General features: G+C 34.3%; 13 protein-coding genes. 10 read left to right on the top strand and 3 right to left on the bottom strand.

What is annotated here, in order from left to right; genetic code table 11:
• Positions 1–21 precede the first annotated feature (21 nt).
• The 5 genes from rplQ to G3A46_RS04465 all read left to right on the top strand — a co-directional run bounded on the left by rplQ (position 22) and on the right by G3A46_RS04465 (position 5,521).
• Entirely contained in the window at positions 22–498 is a 477-nt protein-coding gene (gene rplQ / locus G3A46_RS04445) for a 50S ribosomal protein L17 (RefSeq protein WP_165146676.1), read from the top strand.
• A 138-nt stretch (positions 499–636) separates the two neighbouring features.
• Positions 637–1,746, top strand: coding sequence for a glutamine-hydrolyzing carbamoyl-phosphate synthase small subunit (gene carA / locus G3A46_RS04450; protein WP_165146678.1), 1,110 nt, complete (start codon positions 637–639; stop codon positions 1,744–1,746).
• 43 nt (positions 1,747–1,789) lie between these two features.
• Positions 1,790–3,076: a phosphopyruvate hydratase gene (eno, locus tag G3A46_RS04455; RefSeq protein WP_139855383.1), complete on the top strand. Its 1,287-nt coding sequence runs from the start codon at positions 1,790–1,792 to the stop codon at positions 3,074–3,076.
• 180 nt (positions 3,077–3,256) lie between these two features.
• On the top strand, positions 3,257–4,543 hold the full coding sequence (locus G3A46_RS04460) for a citrate synthase (protein ID WP_165146680.1): 1,287 nt from the start codon (positions 3,257–3,259) through the stop codon (positions 4,541–4,543).
• A 63-nt stretch (positions 4,544–4,606) separates the two neighbouring features.
• Positions 4,607–5,521: an arginine deiminase family protein gene (locus G3A46_RS04465; protein WP_165146682.1), complete on the top strand. Its 915-nt coding sequence runs from the start codon at positions 4,607–4,609 to the stop codon at positions 5,519–5,521.
• Between the two features lie 85 nt (positions 5,522–5,606).
• Here G3A46_RS04465 and mgtE read toward each other — a convergent pair whose 3' ends face one another.
• Positions 5,607–6,923 (bottom strand): magnesium transporter, encoded by a 1,317-nt coding sequence (gene mgtE, locus G3A46_RS04470; RefSeq protein ID WP_165146685.1) that lies wholly within the window; start codon positions 6,921–6,923, stop codon positions 5,607–5,609.
• A 354-nt stretch (positions 6,924–7,277) separates the two neighbouring features.
• Between mgtE and G3A46_RS04475 the strand changes: the two genes are divergently transcribed.
• The 5 genes from G3A46_RS04475 to G3A46_RS04495 all read left to right on the top strand — a co-directional run bounded on the left by G3A46_RS04475 (position 7,278) and on the right by G3A46_RS04495 (position 14,991).
• Positions 7,278–9,458: a S9 family peptidase gene (locus G3A46_RS04475; RefSeq protein ID WP_165146688.1), complete on the top strand. Its 2,181-nt coding sequence runs from the start codon at positions 7,278–7,280 to the stop codon at positions 9,456–9,458.
• Between the two features lie 23 nt (positions 9,459–9,481).
• Entirely contained in the window at positions 9,482–11,071 is a 1,590-nt protein-coding gene (locus tag G3A46_RS04480) for a peptide MFS transporter (RefSeq protein WP_165146691.1), read from the top strand.
• An 88-nt stretch (positions 11,072–11,159) separates the two neighbouring features.
• Positions 11,160–12,512 carry a peptide MFS transporter gene (locus G3A46_RS04485; RefSeq protein WP_165146694.1) on the top strand — a complete coding sequence of 451 codons (1,353 nt, stop codon included), beginning with the start codon at positions 11,160–11,162 and terminating at the stop codon, positions 12,510–12,512.
• Between the two features lie 75 nt (positions 12,513–12,587).
• A complete protein-coding gene (locus G3A46_RS04490) occupies positions 12,588–14,372 on the top strand; it encodes a peptide MFS transporter (protein WP_165146697.1) in 1,785 nt (594 codons plus the stop codon).
• Between the two features lie 85 nt (positions 14,373–14,457).
• A complete protein-coding gene (locus tag G3A46_RS04495) occupies positions 14,458–14,991 on the top strand; it encodes a thioredoxin fold domain-containing protein (RefSeq protein ID WP_165146700.1) in 534 nt (177 codons plus the stop codon).
• Between the two features lie 26 nt (positions 14,992–15,017).
• Here the strand turns inward: G3A46_RS04495 and G3A46_RS04500 are convergent, their stop codons facing one another.
• Positions 15,018–17,042 carry a ComEC/Rec2 family competence protein gene (locus tag G3A46_RS04500; protein WP_165146703.1) on the bottom strand — a complete coding sequence of 675 codons (2,025 nt, stop codon included), beginning with the start codon at positions 17,040–17,042 and terminating at the stop codon, positions 15,018–15,020.
• A gap of 106 nt (positions 17,043–17,148) precedes the next feature.
• Positions 17,149–18,669, bottom strand: a complete 1,521-nt coding sequence (locus tag G3A46_RS04505) for a hypothetical protein (RefSeq protein WP_165146706.1) — start codon at positions 18,667–18,669, stop codon at positions 17,149–17,151.
• Between the last annotated feature and the right edge of the window lie 271 nt (positions 18,670–18,940).

Below are 18,940 nucleotides of genomic sequence, written 5' to 3' on the forward strand. Positions count from 1 at the left end.
GATGATGAAAACTAAAATGTCATGAGACACGGAAAAAAACACAATCACTTAGGAAGAAAAACTGCCCACAGACACTCAATGTTGGCTAACATGGCAAGTTCTCTTATCGAACACAAGAGAATTAACACTACGGTTGCTAAAGCAAAAGCGCTTAAGCAATTTGTTGAGCCATTAGTAACTAAGTCTAAAGAAGACACTACTCATAACCGTCGTTTGGTTATGGCTAAATTGCGTCAAAAAGATGCAGTTGTAGAGCTTTTTAGAACTGTTGCGCCAAAAGTAGGTGATCGTCCAGGAGGTTACACTCGTATTATTAAATTGGGTAATCGTCTAGGTGATAACGCTGATATGGCAATGATAGAGCTAGTTGATTTCAACGAAATCTACAATGTTGGTAAAGCAACCAAGAAGAAATCTACTCGTAGAAGTCGTCGTGGAAGCGGTGCTACAAAAGCTGCTCCAGCAAAAGCTACACAAGCTAAAAAAGAAGAAGAATAAATGATTTTTTATTCATAAAATAACAAAGGGATAAGCGTTTTCGTTTATCCCTTTTTTTTATACTATTTTTGCAAAGATTTTTGAGAAACCTAATAATTGTCACCCAAAGATTATCGATGGGTTGAAAGCCTTCAAAAGATGAAATATCAAACACGAAAAAAAGCACTTATTTTATTAGCAGATGGAACTGTGTTCTACGGTAAAGCGGTAGGTAACAAAGAAGGCTCGGCCTTTGGTGAAGTTTGTTTTAATACTGGAATGACGGGGTATCAAGAGATTTTTACAGACCCCTCTTACTTTGGTCAAATTATGGTAGCCACCAATGCTCACATTGGGAATTATGGTACTAATAAAGAAGAAGTAGAATCGGAAGGTGTTAAAATTGCAGGCTTGGTGGTGCGTAATTTTAGTTACCACTATTCACGTCCGGCAGCTGACGACTCACTAGAAGAATTTTTAAATAGAAATAATTTACTTGCTATTAGTGATGTAGATACACGAGCGTTAGTAAATTACATACGAGATAACGGAGCGATGAATGCCGTAATTTCTACGGAAGTAGATAATATTGAAGGTCTAAAAAAGCAATTAGCCGATGTTCCCAATATGGATGGCTTAGAGTTAGCTTCAAAAGTTTCAACAAAAGAACCTTATTTCTTCGGAGATGAGAATGCTAAGTATAAAGTTTCAGCTTTAGATCTTGGTATTAAAAAGAATATATTACGAATGCTTGCCGAGCGTGATTGCTATATAAAAGTATTCCCATACAATTCAAGTTTTGAAGATTTAGAAGCTTTTAATCCAGATGGATACTTTATTTCAAATGGTCCTGGTGATCCAGAGCCGTTAAAAAGTGCAATTGAAGTTGTGAAAACTATCCTAGATAAGGAGCTTCCAATGTTTGGAATTTGTTTAGGACATCAAATGTTGGCCCTAGCAAATGGAGTTTCTACTTATAAAATGCACAACGGTCATCGTGGTATTAACCACCCAGTAATGAATCTTATTACAGGTAAAGGTGAAATTACTTCTCAAAACCATGGTTTCGCAATCAATAGGGAAGAAGCTGAGGCTAATCCGAATATAGAAATAACACACGAACACTTAAACGATCATACCGCAGCTGGGATTCGTCTGAAAAACAAGCCTGCTTTTTCTGTACAATATCATCCAGAAGCAAGTCCTGGACCACACGATGCGTCATACCTTTTTAATCAATTTATTGATATAATAGAAAAACACAAGTAGTATAGTACTTAACAAATAACAACTAACAATTAATAACATTGCAATGAGTATCATTATCGACATCAATGCTAGACAGATTTTCGATTCTAGAGGAAACCCTACTATAGAGGTTGACGTAATTACTGAAAATGGATATATGGGCCGTGCTGCTGTGCCATCAGGAGCTTCAACCGGGGAACACGAGGCTGTAGAGCTTCGCGACGGTGGAAAAGATTACATGGGCAAAGGCGTTTTAAATGCAGTTGAAAATGTAAATGGAAAAATTGCAGGTACACTATTAGGTGTTTCTGTATTTGAACAAGGTCTTATAGACAAAACAATGATGGAGCTAGATGGTACTCCAAACAAAGGAAATCTTGGGGCTAATGCTATTTTAGGGGTTTCTTTGGCTTGTGCTAAAGCGGCTGCAAACGAATTAGGGCAGCCTTTATATAGATATGTTGGTGGTGTAAGTGCTAAAACACTTCCTGTGCCAATGATGAATATTATTAATGGTGGTTCTCATAGTGATGCGCCAATTGCATTTCAGGAATTTATGATTATGCCAGTTAAGGCTAAAAATTTCGCTCATGCTATGCAAATGGGGTCAGAAATTTTCCATAACCTTAAAAAAGTTTTACACGATCGTGGTTTGAGTACTGCTGTTGGTGATGAAGGTGGTTTTGCTCCAACGCTAAACGGAACGGAAGATGCTTTAGATACTATTGCAAAAGCTACTGAAAAAGCTGGTTACAAATTGGGTGATGATGTTATGATAGCATTAGATTGTGCTGCGGCAGAATTTTATGTTGATGGTAAATACGATTACACCAAATTTGAAGGCGAAAAAGGAAAAGTGCGCACTTCTACAGAGCAAGCAGATTATTTAGCCGAATTATGTTCAAAATATCCAATTATTTCTATTGAAGATGGGATGGATGAGAACGATTGGGAAGGTTGGAAATATCTTACTGAGAAGGTTGGTGATAAAGTTCAGCTGGTAGGTGACGATTTATTTGTAACCAACGTTGAAAGACTTTCTAGAGGTATTTCAGAAGGTATTGCTAATTCAATTCTTATTAAGGTTAATCAGATTGGAACTTTAACTGAAACTATAGCAGCTGTGAATATGGCGCATAATGCAGGTTATACTTCGGTGATGAGTCATAGAAGTGGTGAAACAGAAGATAATACTATTGCAGATCTTGCAGTAGCATTAAACTGTGGGCAAATAAAAACTGGTTCTGCATCACGTAGTGATAGAATGGCGAAATACAATCAATTGCTTAGAATTGAGGAGCAATTGGGTGAAGTTGCATACTTTCCACAGCAAAATGCCTTTAAAATTTAGGTATTTATAAAGTAAATTAAAACCTCGTTTAAGACGAGGTTTTTTTATGTCTATAAAAATGATGTCTATGCCCTGCGTATTAAGGTTTTTTTAACCTAACTTAATGGGCAAAACTTAAAAAAATTGCTTGAAATTTTGTAATTTAGCATTTCTGAAAAAATTAAATATACACGATACTTTATGGCAAAGATGGCGACCCTCGAAATAGAAGGTAAAAAATATGAATTCCCGGTAGTGGAAGGAACTGAAAATGAAATTGGTATAGATGTAAAAACTCTAAGGAGCAGTACCGGTGGTGTTGTAACTTTAGATCCAGGATATAAAAATACGGGTGCTTGTGAAAGTGCTATTACATTTTTAGATGGTGAAAAAGGAGTGTTACGTTACCGAGGTTATGCCATTGAAGAACTTGCTGAAAAAGCACATTTTTTAGAGGTATGCTATTTGCTAATTTTTGGTGAATTGCCAACTGAAGTTCAGCTTAATAAATTTCACGAAGATATTAAAGCGCAGTCACACGTTGACGAAGATGTAAAAAGAATCTTGGATGGATTTCCAAAAGCTGCACACCCAATGGGCGTGTTGTCTTCTTTAACTTCAGCTTTAGTAGCTTTTAATCCATCGTCTGTCAATGTTGATAGTGAGGAGGATATGTATAAGGCTATAGTTAAGATTCTTGGTAAATTCCCTGTTTTAACGGCTTGGACATACAGAAAACGTATGGGGCTTCCATTAGACTATGGTGGGGATACACTTGGTTATGTAGACAACTTTTTGAAGATGATGTTCAAAAAGCCAAGTGGAGACTACACTACTAATGAAATTGTTTTAGAAGCGCTAGATAAATTGTTGATTCTACACGCAGACCACGAGCAAAACTGCTCTACATCTACAGTGAGAATTGTTGGTTCTTCACACGCTGGATTATTTGTTTCTATTTCTGCTGGAATTGCAGCTTTATGGGGACCACTTCACGGTGGTGCAAATCAAGCTGTTATTGAAATGCTTGAAGAAATAAAAGCAGATGGTGGAGACACTAAAAAATTCATGGCAAAAGCAAAAGATAAAAACGATCCGTTTAGATTAATGGGCTTTGGTCATAGAGTTTACAAAAATTTCGACCCACGTGCTAAAATCATAAAGAAAGCTGCGGATGATGTTTTAGAAAATCTTGGAATCCAAGATGATATTTTAGATATCGCTAAAGCATTAGAAAAAGAAGCTTTAGAAGATCCGTATTTCGTAGATAGAAAACTATATCCTAACGTTGACTTTTACTCAGGTATTATTTACCGTGCCTTAGGAATTCCAGTAGAAATGTTTACGCCAATGTTTGCATTAGGTCGTTTGCCAGGATGGATTGCTCAATGGAGAGAGATGCGCTTAAACAAGGAGCCAATAGGACGTCCACGTCAAATTTATATCGGCGAAAAATTGCGCGAATTTAAAACGGTTGAAAAAAGATAAATATTATTTCTAATAAAATTAAAAGCACTTCGGTATAGAGGTGCTTTTTCTATATTTGCTATTATGATAAAGCTGAATATAAACGACGAAATTTCACAACTACGCGCCGTAGTACTCGGGCGCGCAGATAGTAATGGTCCTGTTCCGAAATTAGAAGACGCTTACGATCCGAAATCTGCAGAACATATAAAAGCAGGTACATATCCCAAAGATGAAGATATGGTTAAGGAAATGGAAGCAGTGGCTGCGGTATTTAAAAAATACAACGTAAAAGTTTACCGCCCAGATTCGATAGAAGACTACAATCAAATCTTTACTAGAGATATTGCTTTCGTAATTGAAGATAAATTCATTAAAGCAAATATTCTTGAGGATAGAAGTAAAGAAATTGATGCTATTCATTCGGTAATTGATGAAATAGACCCTTCAAAAATAATTGAATTCCCAGAAGCTGCACATATTGAAGGTGGAGATGTAATGCCGTGGGGAGATTATATCTTTGTTGGAACATATTACGGAGATGATTATTCAGACTATATCACTGCTAGAACGAATATGAAGGGGGTAGAACACCTTCGAAAATTGTTTCCGCATAAAACAGTTAAATCTTTTAGCCTTAGAAAAAGCAACACTGTGGCTGAAGATAATGCACTTCATTTAGATTGCTGCTTCCAGCCATTGGGTAGAGGGAAAGCAATTATCCATAAAGAAGGATTTTTAGTTGAAGAGGAGTACGAGTGGCTCGTTAATTTCTTCGGTAAAGAAAATTGTTTCCATATTAGCAAGAGAGAAATGTACGACATGAATAGCAATATTTTTTCTATTTCTCCAGATGTGGTTATTTCAGAAAAGAATTTTACGAGATTAAACACTTGGCTGCGTGAGCAAGGATTTACTGTAGAAGAAGTGCCTTATGCTGAGATTGCAAAGCAAGAAGGTTTGCTACGCTGCTCTACATTACCTTTAATTCGAGATTAATACATCAGCGAATTTTACAAAAGTTTAAAAAATATATGAAAGCCATCCGCATGAGGATGGCTTTTTATTTTTAAAATAATATTGGCTACAATAATTTTCCTGCCAGGAAAAATGCTGCAATCGAAAAGAAGATAATTATTCCTGTAACATCAACTAATGTTGCCACAAAAGGCGCTGAAGCTGTCGCAGGGTCCATTTTCAATGATTTCAATATAAATGGAATTAAAGAGCCTGAAAGAGTTCCCCAAAGAACAATAAATACTAAGGAAACCGAAACGCTTAATGCAACCTCAAGCCAAAACTCTCCGTAATTGTAGAATCCTATTTTTTGCCATAATAATATTCGTAAAAATCCTATAGATCCTAAAATTGCGCCAAGCAACACCCCAGAGAGTAGTTCTTTTTTCATTACATACCACCAGTCTCTTAGCTTTAATTCTTTTAAGGCCATAGCTCTAATAATTAATGAAGCTGCTTGAGATCCTGAGTTACCACCACTTGAAATGATAAGAGGAACAAACAATGCAAGTACAACTGCTTTTTCAATTTCTCCTTCAAAAATCCCCATAGCTGAAGCGGTGAGCATTTCACCAAAAAACAGAATCACTAGCCAACTTGCTCTTTTTTTTACAAGGTCAAAAAGCGTTGATTCGGTGTACGACATTTCTAGTCCTTTAGTACCTCCAAATTTTTGAATTTCTTCAGTGGTTTGTTCTTGAACTCTGTCTAAAATATCGTCGAATGTTACTATGCCAACTAATACCCCACTTTCTGTAATAATTGGTAAGGCTGAGCGATCGTACTTATCAAATATTTCCACAGCGTCTTCTACTGATGTTGTAGAAGTGATGGCTAAGACGTGACGGTCCATTAGTTCGGATATCTTTGTGTCAGAATCGGCTAGTAGTAATTGTCCTATTCTAAGGTCATCAATGAGTTTATTTTCATCATCAACGACATAAACAAAGTTTAAAGTCTCTGCCTTTTTTCCTTCTTTTTTTATAAATGATAATACTTCACTAACAGTTTTTTCTGCTTTCGTTTGTATATAATGAGGCGTCATCAATCGCGCTATACTATTTTTTTTATAGCCAATTAAACTGAGTGCTATCTCTCTTTCTTCCGGGTTTAGTAGGTTTATGGAAGTCTTAATAAGATAATCTGGAAAGTTTTCAAAAAGCTTAGTTCTGTTGTCAGGAGGTAGATTGTTCAAAACATCAGATAGCTCTTGGTTTCCTAAAGCTTTGATGATTTTTATTTGAAATGATGGCTCTAAAAAACGAAAAACCTCAGTTTTTTTTTCAGGTGTAAGCATTAAAAAAGACAAGTTTCTTTCGTCGTTGTCCATTTCTCTTAATTGCTCGGCTACGTCTGCAGGATGTTGATTTTGAAAATTTACCATAACTAAATAATTGAAATGATATGAAGTGTTATTTTTAGAAATAGAAAAGGTGAACTTGCGTAAATATAATCAATAAAGGTAAGAAGGACTTTAGAGTAAATTTGTTTATAGTCTTTGGTGTTTATCAGTAATTTATTTTAACATAATAAAATTAACTTGTTAATTAAGCTTATGAAACCTCGTAAAGTTAATTTTTAGGGATTAAAATAAATTTTCTTCTATGTAGATTGGATTTTGTGGGGTTGCAACAGATTGTAATTACAAATAAATACAGCTGTAATGGCTTATTTAACAAAAAAACGACCCTCAATTTCACAAAAAATTAGTAAACTTGGCCTATCAAATTTTAACACTTTGAAGAAATTAATTTCCCTTTCATTTATAATGCTGTTTTTCACAGCATTTTCTGCTATTACTGCCCAGCAAAAAGACATAACTCTTGAAGAAATTTGGGGTGGTGCATTTCGAACTCAAGGCCTTGAAGTTCTACGTTCCCTAAAGAACGGTAAGGAATATGCAGTGCTTAATTACGACAGACAATCTAAAGAATCATCTATCGATGTTTACGATTATAAAAGTGGTAAAAAAGTAAGTACACTTTTAAATACTAAAGATTTAAAAGGAATTGATTTAGTGCTTTCTTATGAATTGAGTAAGGACGAATCTAAAATTCTTTTTTCAACAGAGCTACAACAGGTTTATCGTCGTTCAACATTGGGAACTTATTATGTTTACGATGTAAAAACTAAAGAATTTACCCTTGTTTCTGCTAATAAAATACAGGAGCCGACTTTCAGTAATGATGGGAATAAAATAGCTTACGGATTTGAAAATAATCTTTTTATAAAAGATTTGAATTCTAATGAAACAGCTCAAATTACTACTGATGGTAAAAAGAATAGTATCATCAACGGTATTACTGATTGGGTTTATGAAGAGGAGTTTGCTTTTGTTCGTGCTTTTGAATGGAGTGTGAATGGTGATAAATTGGCTTACATTAAGTTTGATGAAACTGAAGTTCCACAATTCAACATGGATTTATACGGAAAGGAACTTTATCCTTCTGCCGATACTTTTAAATATCCAAAAGCGGGTGAGAAAAACTCTAAAGTTTCATTACAACTATACGATCTTAAAAGTAAAAAAACTTCTGAAGTAGATCTTTCAAGCTATAACAGTTACTACATTCCACGTTTGTTGTGGACGCAAGACAATAATATTTTAAGTGTTCAACTTACCAATCGCCATCAAAATGTTATTGATTTGGTTTTTGTAAATACGTCAAACAATACTTCAAAATTAATTTTAGCTGAGAAAGATGATGCTTATGTTGATGTAACCGACAACCTTACATTTTTAAATAACAATAGTTTCTTCTGGACTAGCGAGAAAGATGGATGGAATCATATTTATCAATATGATAAAGACGGAAAACTTCTTCATCAAGTTACTAGTGGTCCATGGGAAGTAACTAGATATTACGGTTTCGATCAAAATACTGGTCGTATATATTTTCAAAGTACTGAAAACGGAAGTATTAATCGCGATGTGTATTCTATTTTGCCATCGGGAAAAAATAAGGTTCGTTTAACGCAAAAGATAGGAACTAATAATGCTTCATTTAGTTCAGACTTTACTTATTTTATTAATACATTTTCAGATTCTAAAACTCCTTATGTATATACACTTCACGAGGCTAAAACTGGAAAACTTTTACGTGAAATTAAAAACAATAATGGTTTAAAGAATCGATTAGCTTCTTATAATATTTCACCAAAAGAGTACTCTACTATCAATGTGAATGGTGAAGACTTAAACATGTATATGATAAAGCCTTTAGACTTTGACGAGTCTAAGCAATATCCATTATTTATGTTTCAGTATTCTGGACCAGGTTCACAAAGTGTTTCAAACAGTTGGATGGGCACAAATGACTTTTGGCACGAAATGTTAGTAAATCAATTAGATATTATTGTTGTTTGTGTTGATGGGCGAGGAACTGGTTTTAAAGGCCGTGATTTCAAAAAAATGACTCAAAAAGAATTGGGTAAATATGAAGTTGAAGATCAAATCGCTGCAGCAAAAAAACTAGGTAGTTTACCATACATTGATTCTTCTAGAACTGGAATTTGGGGATGGAGCTATGGTGGATTTATGTCGTCTAACGCATTATTTCAAGCACCAGAAACATTTGAAATGGCAATTGCCGTTGCCCCGGTTACAAGTTGGAGATTTTACGATTCTATCTATACAGAGCGTTATATGCAAACTCCACAAGAGAATGCGTCAGGGTATGATGATAATTCGCCACTTTCTCACGTAGACGGACTAGAAGGAAAATATTTATTAATTCACGGAAGTGCAGATGATAATGTACACGTGCAAAATGCAATGCGCTTAATTGAAGAACTGGTGCAAGCCAATAAGCAATTTGACTGGCGTATTTACCCAGATAAAAATCACGGTATATATGGAGGAAACACTCGTTTACACCTGTATACTTTAATGACTGAATATATTAAAAATAATCTTTAAAAAAAACTTAACAGTTTTATCTTATGAGCCAAGAAAATGATCCTCAGTTAATAGCGCATTTAGCTAAAAAAGGTGTTGATAATAAAATGGTGATGGGCCATCCAGCAGGATTGTTCATCTTGTTTTTCACAGAGATGTGGGAACGCTTTAGCTATTACGGAATGCGTGCGTTATTGACCGTATTCTTAATAACAGAAATAGCCAAAGGAGGTTGGGAATGGACGAATGCTGATGCTATGCAGCTTTATGCTTGGTACACAGGTTTAGTTTACTTAACACCGCTTATTGGTGGTATAATTGCCGATAAATTTACTGGATTTAGAAAAGCTATTTTATTAGGTGCATTAATTATGACCTTAGGTCACCTTTCTATGGCCTTTGAAATGATAGACCCAACATTCTTCTATATAGGTTTAGTGCTTATGATAGTAGGTAATGGTATGTTTAAGCCGAATATCTCATCAATGGTTGGAAACTTATATCCAGATTCAAGTACTAAAAAAGATGCTGGATATACCATTTTTTATATGGGTATTAATGCAGGAGCATTTTTAGGAATGCTATTATGCGGATATATAGGTGAAAAAGTAGGTTGGCATTATGGATTTGGTTTAGCAGGAGTATTTATGCTATTCGGTATGCTACAGTTCTATTTCGGACGTAAAATATTCGGGATTATAGGGGAAGAGCCAGGAACACATACTCAAGCTGAATTAGATGCAATGGCTGGTGGAGCAGATGAAGAAGAAGAAATAGCTCCGCATATTGTAAGAGATAGATTAATAGTTGTTGGTGTATTAATGGTTGCAAGTATGTTCTTCTTCTTTGCTTTTGAGCAAGCAGGAGGGTCTATGACCGTTTTTGCTAAAGACTATACACAAAGAGTATTAGAAGGAAGTACAGGAACCATATTTAAATGGGTGGATGCCATCTTAACTATTTTCCCAATCATAATTGTTTCTTGGGTACTATATGGCTTAGGTAAGAAAATTTTTAAAGCGTATCCTTTAACTATTACTTTTACAGCAATATCATTCGTGATCATATGGATTTTAGGTGTTTGGAAAGTTTATAGAGAGTTCAGTTTAGAGCATACTGAAGTTACGGTATCTTGGTTTCAAATCTTAAACTCCTTTTTTATTATCACATTAGCTTCATCTTTCAGTAAGCTGTGGGAAAAAATATGGAATCCTTCAGGTCCAGTTAAGTTTGCAATGGGATTAGCTTTAGTAGGAGTTGGTTTCGTGGTGTTATCTGTGGGTGCCAACAGTATTCCTCAAGGAGCTGAAACAGCTTCAGTGAGTATGATTTGGTTAATCTTAGCCTATTTCTTCCACACAACAGGTGAGCTTTGTTTAAGTCCAGTAGGATTGTCGTATGTTTCTAAACTATCGCCTAAACGATTAGCAGGTTTATTATTTGGTCTGTGGTTTACAGCTTCTGCAATTGCCAACTTTATTGCTGGTATGACAGGATCTTACATCGATAAAATTTCGGAAACATATTCTATGTCTACTTTCTTTTTAATAATTGCAGCTATCCCAATTGCGGCAGCAGTATTATTATTGCTATTCAACCCAAAATTAAAGAAAATGATGCATGGGATAAACTAATTCTTTTCGAATATCGATGAATTGAGTTAAGTAAACCCGAACATAAAACAGAAAGTAAGAAATAATTTTTTAAATATAAACTATTACTATGTCAGACGCATTACAGTATCAAAAGCAAAAGGAAATTTTTGGCCACCCGGTAGGACTTTATATTCTATTTTTTACCGAAATGTGGGAGCGATTTTCCTATTATGGAATGCGTGCTATTTTAGTTCTTTATTTAGTAGCTGAAACGACAAGTGCAAACCCAGGATTAGGTTGGACAAATGCTGAAGCACTTTCTGTTTATGGATGGTATACTATGTTTGTTTATGTAGCATCGATTCCCGGTGGATGGATTGCCGATAAATTTTTAGGTCAAAAACAATCTGTACTTGTTGGAGGTATACTGCTAGTTGCAGGTCACGCCATACTTTCTATTGAAGAAATGTGGGCTTTTTACTCTGGACTTGGACTAATTGTAGCTGGTGTAGGTATGCTTAAGCCGAATATCTCAACAATGGTTGGAGGACTCTATAAAGACGGTGATATTAGAAGAGATAAAGGATTTACAATTTTCTATATTGGAATTAACATAGGAGCTTTCTTATCAAGTATTATCGTTGGTTATGTAGGTGAGACTTACGGATGGCACTACGGATTTGGACTTGCTGCAATTGGAATGGCTCTGGGGCTTATTCAATATTTAGTAGGACAAAAGCACTTAAAATTTGTTGGTAACAACACAAATAAATCTATCGATCCTGAAGAACAAGCTGCCATGAAAAGGCCGCTATCTAAGATAGAAAAAGACAGAATGATAGTTCTGTTTATCTCTTTCCTTCTAGTTATTGTATTCTGGGGAGCTTTTGAACAAGCAGGTGGTTTGATGAATCTTTATGCTTCAGAAAAAACAGATCGTTTCCTACTTGGGTGGGAAGTGCCAGCATCTTGGTTCCAGTCTCTTAATGCAATGTTTATTATAATATTTGGTACTGCTGTTGCAGCCTACTGGGCGAAAAGAAAATTAAAAGGGAAAATTTCATCCTCTCTGTTTAAGATGAGTATTGGTCTAGTAATTATGGGACTAGGTTTCTTTTTTATGACGGCTGCTGCTGGTGAGTACAACAACCAAGGTTCTTCGGCTATGTACTGGTTAGTATTAGCATATTTGTTCCACACTATTGGAGAGCTTTGTCTTTCTCCAGTTGCACTTTCTTACATTACTAAATTAGCGCCATTAAAATATGCATCGTTAATGATGGGTATTTATTTCGCGATGACCGGATTCGGAAATTTATTAGCAGGATTCTTAGGACAATCAGCTTCAGATTTAGGAGAATATACCGTATTTACTGGAATAGCAATTTTCGCAGTTGCATTTGGTATATTGGTTCTTTTAGTGAGAAGAAAATTAGAAAGTCTTACTCATGGTGCTGAAGACAATGAAAAGCAAATGTAAAAGTGAAAACTTTATAGGTTTTAACTTCAAGAATTAAAAACATAATTTTTAAAAAACTAACCAAAGCATATACAAATGAAAACGGATATTGAAAATTTATTTAAAGACACTGTTTTAGGGCATCCAGTTGGATTATTTATTTTATTCTTTACTGAAATGTGGGAGCGTTTTTCCTTTTATGGAATGCGTATTCTATTGATATTGTTTTTAACAGCTCCTTTGATGAGTGATAACCCTGGTTGGGACTGGCCTCGTGAGCACGCGCTGTCTTTAATAGGTACATATGCTTCACTATTATACCTAACCCCAATTATAGGAGGTTGGATAGCCGATAAATTTACAGGATATAGAATTGCTGTTGTAATTGGGTGTATTGTAATGACACTTGGTCACGCAGCAATGGCATTAGAAACAACAGCTTCATTTTATTTAGGCTTGGCGCTATTAGTAATTGGAACTGGTTTTTTTAAGCCGAATATTACTTCTATTATTTCTGAAATGTATAAAACCCGTGAATCCAAAAAAGATGGTGCTTATACCATCTTCTATATGGGAGTAAACGCAGGTGCATTTTTCGGAATGATGTTATGTGGTTACTTAGCGGAAAACTACGGATGGGCTTATGGTTTTGGTTTAGCAGGAATATTTATGTTCCTTGGAATGCTTCAATTTATATTAGCTCATAAAATCTTCGGGAAAGTTGGAGCTAGACCTTCAAAGAAAAAAGATATAGTTTTAAATGTAGAAGAAGGTGCAGATAAAGAAGAAGTTGAAGAGGAAGTAGAAGCAGCGATAAAACTTAACCCATTTACTACATTTGATTATGTGTTAATAGTACTATCATCTATTGGTGGTTTATTGTATTTGTTTAATGATCCATTAGATACGATATATTCTAAATCATTAGTTCCATTTGAAGTAGGAAGCATGAGTGGTACAAATGTGGTTGTTTTAGCCGCATTAGTAATGTTTTTAGTTTTATTAATTACACGTATCGCACGTTATCTACCTATAGTTAGAGATAGATTAATTGCAGTTACAATTTTCGCGCTTTTCACAGTGTTTTTCTTTGCTTTCTTTGAGCAATCATTAGGATCGATGACCTTGTTTGCAAGTGATTATACCGATAGAAACTTAGAAGGAAATGCAGCAATTATTTTTAAAATAGTTGATGGTTTGTTAACTACCATTCCGTTGATTATTATAACGTATGTAATTGTATTAATATTTAAAAAGACATTTACTAAAATTGGGGCCTCTAATATTGTTCTAGCAATAGCTTTTATTCTAGTTTGGGCATTGGTTTTATATCGTATTTACGATAAAGCTTTTTCAGAAGAATTAAAGGTAGATGCTACTTGGTTTGGAATTCTAAACTCATTCTTCATTATTACCTTAGCACCGTTATTCTCAAAATGGTGGGAAAGTAAATACAATCCGAGTGCTGCAATGAAGTATGGAATTGGTTTAGTTTTACTAGGTCTTGGGTTTGCTATTCTATCGTATGGTGCATCCGATATTCCTCCTGGAGCAAGAACGGCTTCTGTAAGTATGATATTTTTAATTTTAGCATATCTATTCCACACTATGGGAGAGCTTTGTCTTTCTCCATTGGGACTTTCATACCTAAGTAAATTAGTGCCTGCACGAATGATAGGTTTTATGTTCGGAGTTTGGTATTTAGCAATTGCTGTAGGGCAAAAAGCTGCAAACACAATGGGAGGTATGATTGACAAAATTTCTGAGGAGTATTCTTTAGGAACTTTCTTCTTGATTTTTGCAGTAGTACCAATTATTGTTGGATTTATAGCAATGCTTTTAAACCCAGTATTGAAAAGATTAATGCACGGAATTCGTTAATGCATATTACATTAATTTATAAAAAACGTTCCATTTTGTGGAACGTTTTTTGTTTCTTTACTTTTGAATTACTAAAATGAATTTGATGAGAAATATTTTAATAATTGTTTTCCTGTTTACACTAGGTAGTGTTAATGCTCAAAAGATAAATTGGATGACAATGAATGAAGCCTTAGCAGCCCAAAAAGAAAATCCAAAAAAGATTTTTATGGATGTTTATACCACTTGGTGTGGTCCTTGTAAAATGCTGGACAAAAATACATTTAGCGATAAAAGTGTAATTGAGTATATAAATAAAAACTACTATGCAGTAAAGTTTAATGCCGAAGGTACAGAAGAGATAAAGTATAAAGATTTTACATATACTAATCCTAACTATAACCCAGATAGAAAAGGTAGAAACTCACAGCATTTATTTGCTCATGCACTTAAAGTTAATGCCTATCCAACGGTAGTGTTTTTTAAAGAAGATGGTGAGTTAATTCAAGCAGTGCCAGGATACAGAACTCCAAAACAATTGGAGATATTTCTTAAAATGATTCAAAGTGATGACTATTTAAAAATAACAACTGCTTCTGCTTGGGAAGAATATCAAAAGAATTTTAAATATACATTTTAGAATAACCACTAAGTTTCATATTCGAGTTATTCTAATAGGAAAGCTCCTTGTTTAGCTGTATGGCTAAATGGGAGCTTTTTTAGTTTACAAGTTTCCTCCCATCTATCTACATAACTGTGGTAGTTGCTCCCATCGGCAATAATTTGGCTTGGATTAATACTATCGATAAGCCTGTTGAGGTTTATTTTCGGGCTATTGGATAATATGATTGTATGAATGTTTTCGTGCTTTGGATAAACACCTAAGCTATCGATTATCAATATTTTTTTGTCTTTATATTTAAAAATAGAAGGAAGTGTCTTTTCAGAATATAATGTAATATTCTGTTTGGTTTTAAATGCTTTTATTGGATAATCATAAGATAAGTTTTCAGTTGAGTCACTTTTAAAAACGCTAAGGTTTTTACCATTTTGATAAGCTAGAAGAGTTTGTCTGTTTTTTTGAAATACCACTAATTGACTTTTCGAATATCTATTTTCATCATAAATATATACTGAAATTAACAAGGCAATAGTCGCTAACGAAGTAATTAACCTAGGGTAGGTTAACTTTTTAAGATATAAAGCAAAGGCTATAATTGTTAAATAAGCACTTATGGTTTTTAAAGTAGAAAAATGTATATCGCCAAGTAAAAAGTGCTCCTGAGCAGCAATCCAGTTAATAAACCAATTCAATTGTTCTATTAGGTAATTGTAGGTCTCTGCTAACCAATTTGGCAAGAAATCAAAACTTGCTAAAATCACTATCAATATGCCACCACACATTAATATTGATAAAAAAGGAAGGATAACTATGTTGGTAAGAAGAAATAAGCCGGGAAACTGATTAAAGTAGAATAGACTTAATGGTAAAACTCCGATTTGGGCACAAATAGTTACTGCAATTAATGTCCAAACCTTACGAACAACTTTATATTTTGAATAACCAATATTTTGAAAAACAGGAAGTAACCAAATTATAAAGAAAACGGCTAAATAGCTTAGTTGAAATCCAACTTGGAATAGTAAAAACGGATTAATAACTAATAAAATGAAATAAGAAAGGAATAAGGTGTTTATAGCGTTTGTGTCGCGGTTTAATACTTCGGCTAGGGCGAAGAAGCTAAACATCGTTACAGCTCTTGTAACAGAGGGTGACAAACCTGAAAGCAAAGCAAAACCCCAAAGAGATAAAACTATAGATATTACTTGTATTAATGAACCGTGCTTTAATCTGGAAAGAGGTTTTAATAAAAAGCTTAGTATAAAATAGATGATACTTACATGTAAGCCCGAAACAGCAAGTATGTGAACCGCTCCAGCCGCTGCATATTTTTCGTATAGGTTTTTATCTATATCTTTCTTTTCTCCTAAAACTAATGCTTGAATGATTGCTCGTTCATCTGTTTCTAATTTTGTTTTCTGAAGTTTTTCTATAATTCTAGCACGACGATTTTGAGCAAAACCTCTTAATGTTGGGGCTCCAATTTGATGTTTTATAATTTCCTTCCTAGATATATGCAATTGCCCATAAACCCCTAGTGACTTCATATATTTTGAATAGTCAAATTGATGTGGATTTAAAGGTTTAGGGATATCAGAAATAGTTGAATAAACCAATATAAGATCATCAACTAAAAATCTGTTTTCTATAGAGTCTTTAGAAACATTTACTAAAACCTTTCCTTTTGAATTCTTTCCATTTACTTCATAAATTTCAGCCAAATACTTATGGTTGAAATTATCATCTTTTATAGTTTCAGTAATTTTTAACTGAAGCATTTCAGGAATATCTGAAGTTGTAATATGTGTATAGTGATTCGATTGGAACATTGGCAACCGTATCTGATAACTAACATATCCAATGAAGAAAAAACATAAATATGTTGCAATTCCTAATTCTACAGATTGAAAAATTCGTTTACGTGCCCAAAACCAGAATAGAACAAAAACAAATAATATAGCTAAAAGATAAGGCAATAAAAATGTTGTAACAGGGTAGAAGTGTGCAGAAAGAATCCCTATTGTGAGAAAAATTGAAAACCGAACTATTGCGAAGTTTATGAATTTCATAAGCTTGGCTTTTGAACATAAAATGAATTCTTATAAAGATATAAGAAGTTTCGCGATTTTCAATTTTATAGAGGCTTAATCTTCAGTAAAACAGTTGTTTATAGGTTTAGATAACTTGTTTTGAATTTTCAATACCTTTTAAAACACGTAGTCTGCCCGGACCATTTTTTAGCGCTAGGTTATAATGCGCTGCTGCTTCTTCATTTCGATTTTGAGAGAGTAACCAATCTGCATAAAGTTCGTGGGTAGGCTTGTGAATTGTAGGCGGGCCAAAGCTGTAACTTATACTGTTTTCAATACTAATGGATTCTTTAAAATGTTGTTCGGCTAAATTAGAGTCACCCTTTAGCTGGGCGTGAAGTGCCAGAAGTTGGTTTTGTCTAATTTTAGCTTCTTTTAAATCCATTTCATTGGCCTCATCTCGAGTAACAGCAGAACACAAATTAGAACTCCCTTTTGAAACTACGAAAGACTCTCTATTATAGTCTTGCTCCATAACATCGATTACGCTATCTAATTTTTTTAGATTGCCGTTAGTATATGCTTTCATTCCTTCTATAAAGTGATACTGTGAACGAATGGTAATATTTAAATCGTTTATATCTAATGCTATGTTTGCAATATCACTTTCCCATTCATCTGTTTCGGCAAGATACGTTCCTTTTAAAAATACGAGGTGAGTTCTTGCCTTTTTAGATGGTTTTTCGGTAGCGTATTTTTGCATATCTAATACCATTTTTCTCGCTTCCTCATAATTTCCTATTTGAAGATAACCATATTCTAGCCAATGAAAAGCGTGATATCCACGCGCATCATTATCTAATCCCTTTTTCTCCATTCGGTTCAAGCTGGCTTGATAAGAATCTATATTTGAAGAAATAACATTATCCCACATTCCCATGGCAACATAAATATGTGAAGGCATATGTAGCGCATGACTAGCATCTGGAGCTACTTTTGAATATATATTAGCAGCGTCTAAAGCTAGGTTGGCGTGCTCGGGATCGTCATAGGAGTGAATTAGATAATGTAATGCTCCTGGATGTTTTGGGTTTTCGTTTAAAATACCTTTTGCAACTTTGGCACCTTTTCCATAAATAACATCATCTCTGCCCTCAGCTACCGAACCTAATAGTGATAAAGCATAAAAGGCTGAGACTTCTTGGTTATCAGGATATTTGTTGTGCAGTTCCTCCATATAATTCGAATAATTGATATCCCTTTGTGTTTTATCAATTTTTGGTTCATAGAGTATACGCACAGCTTTAATTAAATCCTGTTCAATTTCGTATTCATTACTATCGAATTTAATTTTATCCAGCTTATTTAAGGCATTTGTTGCAGCCTCATAATCTTGTTCTTGCCATAAACTATGATTATAGGTCATCGCTTCTCCCCAATAAGCCATTGCCATTTCTGAATCTTCCTCTTGTGCTTCTATAAAAGCATCGCGGGCATCTTCATATTCAAAGGAATGTAACAATAGAAGTCCTTTTTCAAAATAAGGTTGAGCACTTTCTTTACCACTTACAGATAAATCAACAACACCTAATCGAATGTTTTCTTTCTTTTGTTGTTTACAGGAAATAATTGCAAACAGAATTAAAAAATAGGTTATATATTTCATAACTAGTGGTTTATAGATAGTTTAAAGGTAATCATTTCATATTTCTTCTTTACCTAAACAAGCTTTTTTTTTGAACTAACTATTACTTCAACCATACTTTTGCTTTTAAAATTGAGTCCATGTTTCAAAACCTGTTGTTAAGGATTTATTGGCATTGAAACAGTAATCGGTTTTAATACTGTATGTCTTTTCTGAGCTTCTATACTATCTGTACGATCTAGCATGGCTTTAAATTTTCCATGTCTGTTACTTCGAGACCAACACTATTGAA

Source organism: Aequorivita sp. KMM 9714, from assembly GCF_011065475.1.
In the GTDB taxonomy this organism is placed as follows: domain Bacteria; phylum Bacteroidota; class Bacteroidia; order Flavobacteriales; family Flavobacteriaceae; genus Aequorivita; species Aequorivita sinensis.

Coding starts and splice junctions, on each gene's coding strand:
- rplQ (WP_165146676.1), top strand. CDS start 22: ATGAGACACGGAAAAAAACACAATCACTTAGGAAGAAAAACTGCCCAC.
- carA (WP_165146678.1), top strand. CDS start 637: ATGAAATATCAAACACGAAAAAAAGCACTTATTTTATTAGCAGATGGA.
- eno (WP_139855383.1), top strand. CDS start 1,790: ATGAGTATCATTATCGACATCAATGCTAGACAGATTTTCGATTCTAGA.
- G3A46_RS04460 (WP_165146680.1), top strand. CDS start 3,257: ATGGCAAAGATGGCGACCCTCGAAATAGAAGGTAAAAAATATGAATTC.
- G3A46_RS04465 (WP_165146682.1), top strand. CDS start 4,607: ATGATAAAGCTGAATATAAACGACGAAATTTCACAACTACGCGCCGTA.
- mgtE (WP_165146685.1), bottom strand. CDS start 6,923: ATGGTAAATTTTCAAAATCAACATCCTGCAGACGTAGCCGAGCAATTA.
- G3A46_RS04480 (WP_165146691.1), top strand. CDS start 9,482: ATGAGCCAAGAAAATGATCCTCAGTTAATAGCGCATTTAGCTAAAAAA.
- G3A46_RS04485 (WP_165146694.1), top strand. CDS start 11,160: ATGTCAGACGCATTACAGTATCAAAAGCAAAAGGAAATTTTTGGCCAC.
- G3A46_RS04490 (WP_165146697.1), top strand. CDS start 12,588: ATGAAAACGGATATTGAAAATTTATTTAAAGACACTGTTTTAGGGCAT.
- G3A46_RS04495 (WP_165146700.1), top strand. CDS start 14,458: ATGAGAAATATTTTAATAATTGTTTTCCTGTTTACACTAGGTAGTGTT.
- G3A46_RS04500 (WP_165146703.1), bottom strand. CDS start 17,042: ATGAAATTCATAAACTTCGCAATAGTTCGGTTTTCAATTTTTCTCACA.
- G3A46_RS04505 (WP_165146706.1), bottom strand. CDS start 18,669: ATGAAATATATAACCTATTTTTTAATTCTGTTTGCAATTATTTCCTGT.